Source organism: Spirillospora sp. NPDC049652 (assembly GCF_040675125.1).
GTDB lineage: Bacteria > Actinomycetota > Actinomycetes > Streptosporangiales > Streptosporangiaceae > Spirillospora.
In genome coordinates this window covers 1-4,612 of sequence record NZ_JBFAOF010000584.1, presented here as the reverse complement: position 1 = coordinate 4,612, position 4,612 = coordinate 1, and the positions used below count along the sequence as shown (strand labels likewise).

Here is a 4,612-nt window from a genome sequence, read left to right as displayed (position 1 = left end):
CGGCGAGCTCGTCCGGCAGCATGCCGCCGTTGGTGTCGCAGAGCGCGATCACGTCGGCCCCGGCCTCGGCGGCGGTGCGGACGACCTCCAGGGCGTACGCGCGGTTGGCGAGGTAGCCGTCGAAGAAGTGCTCGGCGTCCAGGAAGACGCGCCGGCCCTCCGCACGCAGGTGGGAGACGGTGTCGCGGATCATCGCGAGGTTCTCCTCCAGGGTCGTGCGGAGGGCCAGCTCGACGTGCCGGTCGTGGCTCTTGGCCACCAGCGTCACGACGGGCGCCCCCGAGTCGCGCAGGGCGGCCACCTGGGGGTCGTCGGCGGCCTTCGCACCGGCCCGGCGGGTCGCGCCGAACGCGGTGAGCTGCGCGTTCCTCAGCCCCAGCTCTGTTCGAGCGCGGCGGAAGAACTCGGTGTCCTTGGGGTTGGCTCCGGGCCAGCCGCCCTCGATGAAGCCCACGCCGAGCGCGTCCAGGTGGCGCGCGACGGCGAGCTTGTCGTCCACGGAGAGGTTGAGGCCCTCCTGCTGCGAGCCGTCGCGCAGCGTGGTGTCGTACACGTGGAATGCGTCGCCCTGCATGTGCGGTGAACCCTTCGAGGACGACGGAGCCGCGCCGGAAAACGAAAAGACCCCTCACGGACGTGAGAGGTCTGCGCGCCGGCGGTGTTCCGTCAGGTGCCGGCGCGCCAGCCGATAATCACGAGGCTGCTGCGCATGATGCCCTGAGCATGCCACAGCCGTCTCACATTCGCCAACTCGCATCTCACATCGTGAGATAATGCCTGGTCGGAGGCATGGGCAAAGCCCCGCGAGGCGGCGCGGGCCGTCTCACGGGGCTTTCCCAGGTCTCGCTCAGGGACGCGGTCAGACGACCTTGTGGACCCAGCCGTACGGGTCGGGGCGGCGGCCGTACTGGATGCCGATCAGCTCCTCGCGCAGCCGCATGGAGATCGGGCCGGCCCCGCCGTCGCCGATCGTCCACTCGCGGTCGGCGCCCTTGACCGCGCCGACCGGGCTGATGACCGCGGCGGTGCCGCAGCCGAACACCTCGGTCAGCTCGCCGGACTCGCAGCCGTGCTGCCACTCGTCGATGTTGATCTTGCCCTCCTCGACCTGGATGCCGAGGTCGGGGGCGAGGGTGAGCATCGAGTCGCGGGTGATCCCGGGGAGCAGGGTGCCGGTGAGCGCCGGGGTGAGGATGCGCGGCTGCGCCCCGGCGCCGTAGACGAACATCAGGTTCATCGAGCCGACCTCCTCGACCCACCGGTGCTCGACCGCGTCCAGCCAGACGACCTGGTCGCAGCCGTGCGCGACGGCCTGGGCCTGCCCGGCGAAGGACGCCGCGTAGTTGCCGCCGGTCTTCGCCGCGCCGGTGCCGCCGGGGGCGGCCCGGGTGTAGTCCTGCGACAGCCAGACGGTGACCGGCTTGATCCCCCGCGCGTAGTAGTTGCCGGACGGGGACGCGATGACCATGAACAGGTACTCGTCCGCCGGCTGGTTGACGCCGAGCAGCCGGGTCGTGGCGAACATGAACGGCCGCAGGTAGAGGCTGTGCCCCTCGGTCGTCGGGACCCAGTCGCGGTCGGTGGAGACCAGGAGCTCCAGGGCCTCGACGAACAGCTCCTCGGGGATCTCCGGCATGGCCATGCGCCGGGCGGAGGTGTTCATCCGGGCGGCGTTGGCGGACGGGCGGAACATGACGATCGAGCCGTCGGCCTGCCGGTAGGCCTTGAGCCCCTCGAACAGCTCCTGGGCGTAGTGCAGGACCTGCGCGGCGGGGTCGAGCGTGATCGGCCCGTAGGGCTGGATCCGGGCGTCGTGCCAGCCCTTGTCCTTGCGGTACCGGATCGTGATCATGTGGTCCGTGAAGTGCTGGCCCCATCCGGGATCGGCCAGGATTGCCGCGCGGTCCTCCGCCGAGACGGCGTTCTCGTTGCGGATGATCTCAAAGTCCAGCGTGCTCATCGTGGATGTCCTCTCCCGGATCGCCAGGCGGCTCCGTTGCCGTCCCGACCTTCCCTAGTGCCTATTGTCGTACTTCGTCCAGACCTGGTTGACGACCTGACAGGTCCGGGTCACCGAAGACGGCGGCACGAAGAGAAACCGGGCGCGCCGTCCGCGGCGCGCCCGGTCATGGCTGGTCGGCGAGCGCGCCTACCCGGCTACTCGCTTGGCGATGGCGTCGCCGATCTGCGCGGTCGAGCGGACGCCCGCTCCCGCGCGTTCGACGAGGTCCTCGGCGACGGCGGTCTCGACGCGGCGCGCGGCCGCGGTCTCGCCGAGGTGGTCCAGAAGCATCACGACCGACAGGATAGTGGCTGTCGGGTCCGCCTTGCCCTGCCCGGCGATGTCGGGGGCGCTGCCGTGCACCGGCTCGAACATCGAGGGGGCGGTGCCGTCGGGGTTGACGTTGCCGGACGCGGCGAGCCCGATGCCACCCGCGACGGCCGCGCCGATGTCGGTGATGATGTCGCCGAAGAGGTTGTCGGTGACGATCACGTCGAACCGCCGCGGCTGGTTGACGAAGAACATCGTCGCCGCGTCCACGTGGCAGTAGTCGGTCTCGACCTGCGGGAACTCCTCGCCGACGCGCCTCAGCACGCGCTGGTAGAGATCACCGGCGTAGGTGAGGACGTTGTCCTTGTGGACGAGCGTCAGCTTCTTGCGCGGACGCGCGGCGGCCTGCTCGAAGGCGTACCGGACGACCCGCTCGACGCCGAAGGCGGTGTTGACGCTCTCCTGCGTGGCGATCTCGTGCGGGGTGCCCTTGCGGATCACGCCGCCGGTGCCCGCGTACAGGCTCTCGGTGCCCTCGCGGACGACCAGCATGTCGATGTCGTCCGGGCCGACGCCCGCGAGCGGGGACGTCGCGCCGGGCAGCAGCTTCACCGGACGCAGGTTGGCGTAGTGGTCGAACTCGAACCGGGTGCGCAGCAGCAGGCCCCGCTCCAGCAGACCGGACGGCACGGATGGGTCGCCGATCGCGCCGAGCAGGATGACGTCCTGGTCGCGCAGCTCCGCGAGGACCGAGTCCGGAAGGACCTCGCCGGTGCGGTGGTAGCGGGCCGCGCCGAGGTCGTACTCGGTCTGCTCGAACGTCAGGTCGTGGGCGGGGGCGACGGCGTCGAGGACCTTCAGCCCCTCGGCGACGACCTCCGGGCCGATCCCGTCTCCGGGGATGGCCGCGAGGCGGATGCTGCGGGAAGCCATGCGCAGACTGTACCGCATTGTCTCAGTCCATGAGCACGCGTCTCAGGGACCGAGACAGCGGGAGGACGTGACGACTTGACGCCCGGAGCCCCAAAGGGGACGCTTCGGCTGACAAGTTCACATCGAGGCGACGGTGCGCAGGAACCCGGTGCGATTCCGGGACGGTCCCGCCACTGTGACCAGGGAGCCTCCCCCGCGCGCGACCACGGCCGGACCACCGGCGGGAAGGTCGGCGGGAGGCGGAGATCTGGGAGTCAGGACACTGACCCGTCGTCCTCCCGCTACCGGGGCGAGTGCACCCCGTGAGGAGACCCCTGATGGCCCAGTCCGCCGTTGTCGAAGAGCGCGCCGTCCCCCGGCCCGCGCCGCTGTCGGTCCCCGTCCGCGACATCGTCCCGTGGGCGGTGCTCGCCGCCGTCCTCGGCCTCGTCCTGATCTACTTCGTCGGCGCCGAGCAGGGCGCGACCTCGCTGGTCTCCGGGACCTGGGTGCACGAGTTCACCCACGACGGCCGGCACCTGCTCGGCTTCCCCTGCCACTGATGGCGGCCGACGTCGCCGCGCCCGCCCCCGCGATGACCATGCGCTCCCTGCTCGTTCGGGGGATGCTCGCCGGGATCGCCGGGGCGGCGCTCGCCCTGGTCGTCGCCTGGATCTACGGCGAGCCGCAGGTCGGGAACGCGATCGCGTTCGAGGAGGCGCACGCCGACCACGGCGCCGGGCACGAGGTGGAGGTGGTGTCGCGGACCGTCCAGAAGACGGCGGGCCTCGTCACCGCCGTCGGCGTCTACGGTGTCGCGATCGGCGGAATCTTCGCGATCGCGTTCGCCTTCGCCTACGGACGCCTCGGCTCCCTGCACGCGCGCGCCACGGCGGCCCTGGTCGGGCTGCTGGGGTTCGTCGCGGTCGAGGGGGTGCCGTTCCTGAAGTACCCGGCGACTCCCCCGGCGGTCGGGAACCCCGAGACGATCGGCAGCCGGACGGCCCTGTACTTCGGCATGGTCGCCATCGGGATCGCCACCGTCGTCGGAGCCGTGATCCTGTGCCGGCGGCTCGCCTCCCGGTTCGGGACCTGGAACGCGGTGACCGTCTCGGTCGTCGCGTTCGTGCTGGTCAACGCGGTTCTGTTCAAGATCACGCCGAAGCCGGACGCCGTTCCGCACGGCTTCCCGGCCGAGACGCTGTGGGACTTCCGCATCGCCTCGCTGGGGATGCAGGCCGTCCTGTGGACGACGCTCGGGCTGCTCTTCGGGTGGCTCACCGAACGGGCCGTGCGCAGATAGGAGAGGGTCGGGGGGGGGGGGGGGTGGGCCGGCCCCCGCCCGCACAGGTGGGGGGGCCGCTCCCCCGGGGGGGGGGGTGGGGAGAGCACAAGAGAGAAAACCCCGCACAAAAACACCCAACAAGA

The 4,612-nt window shown here is 71.1% G+C and carries 5 protein-coding genes and 1 riboswitch; of the genes, 2 read left to right on the top strand and 3 right to left on the bottom strand.

The window, feature by feature from the left end; genetic code table 11:
- The 3 genes from AB0J52_RS28380 to AB0J52_RS28370 all read right to left on the bottom strand — a co-directional run.
- Window positions 1–574: hydroxymethylglutaryl-CoA lyase-like TIM-barrel protein (locus tag AB0J52_RS28380; protein ID WP_500185516.1), on the bottom strand; the 574-nt coding region annotated here is incomplete at its 3' end.
- A gap of 285 nt (window positions 575–859) precedes the next feature.
- On the bottom strand, window positions 860–1,960 hold the full coding sequence (locus AB0J52_RS28375; protein WP_500185514.1) for a branched-chain amino acid aminotransferase: 1,101 nt from the start codon (window positions 1,958–1,960) through the stop codon (window positions 860–862).
- A gap of 189 nt (window positions 1,961–2,149) precedes the next feature.
- Window positions 2,150–3,205: a 3-isopropylmalate dehydrogenase gene (locus AB0J52_RS28370; protein WP_500185513.1), complete on the bottom strand. Its 1,056-nt coding sequence runs from the start codon at window positions 3,203–3,205 to the stop codon at window positions 2,150–2,152.
- Window positions 3,206–3,301: 96 nt separating this feature from the next.
- A riboswitch (cobalamin riboswitch) is annotated at window positions 3,302–3,490 on the top strand.
- A gap of 32 nt (window positions 3,491–3,522) precedes the next feature.
- Between AB0J52_RS28370 and AB0J52_RS28365 the strand changes: the two genes are divergently transcribed.
- The gene (locus AB0J52_RS28365; protein WP_500185511.1) at window positions 3,523–3,747 is read left to right on the top strand and encodes a CbtB domain-containing protein; all 225 of its coding nucleotides are present in this window, start codon (window positions 3,523–3,525) and stop codon (window positions 3,745–3,747) included.
- Window positions 3,747–4,487 carry a CbtA family protein gene (locus tag AB0J52_RS28360; protein ID WP_500185509.1) on the top strand — a complete coding sequence of 247 codons (741 nt, stop codon included), beginning with the start codon at window positions 3,747–3,749 and terminating at the stop codon, window positions 4,485–4,487. The genes AB0J52_RS28365 and AB0J52_RS28360 overlap by 1 nt, the downstream gene beginning before the upstream one ends.
- The last annotated feature ends 125 nt before the right edge of the window (window positions 4,488–4,612 follow it).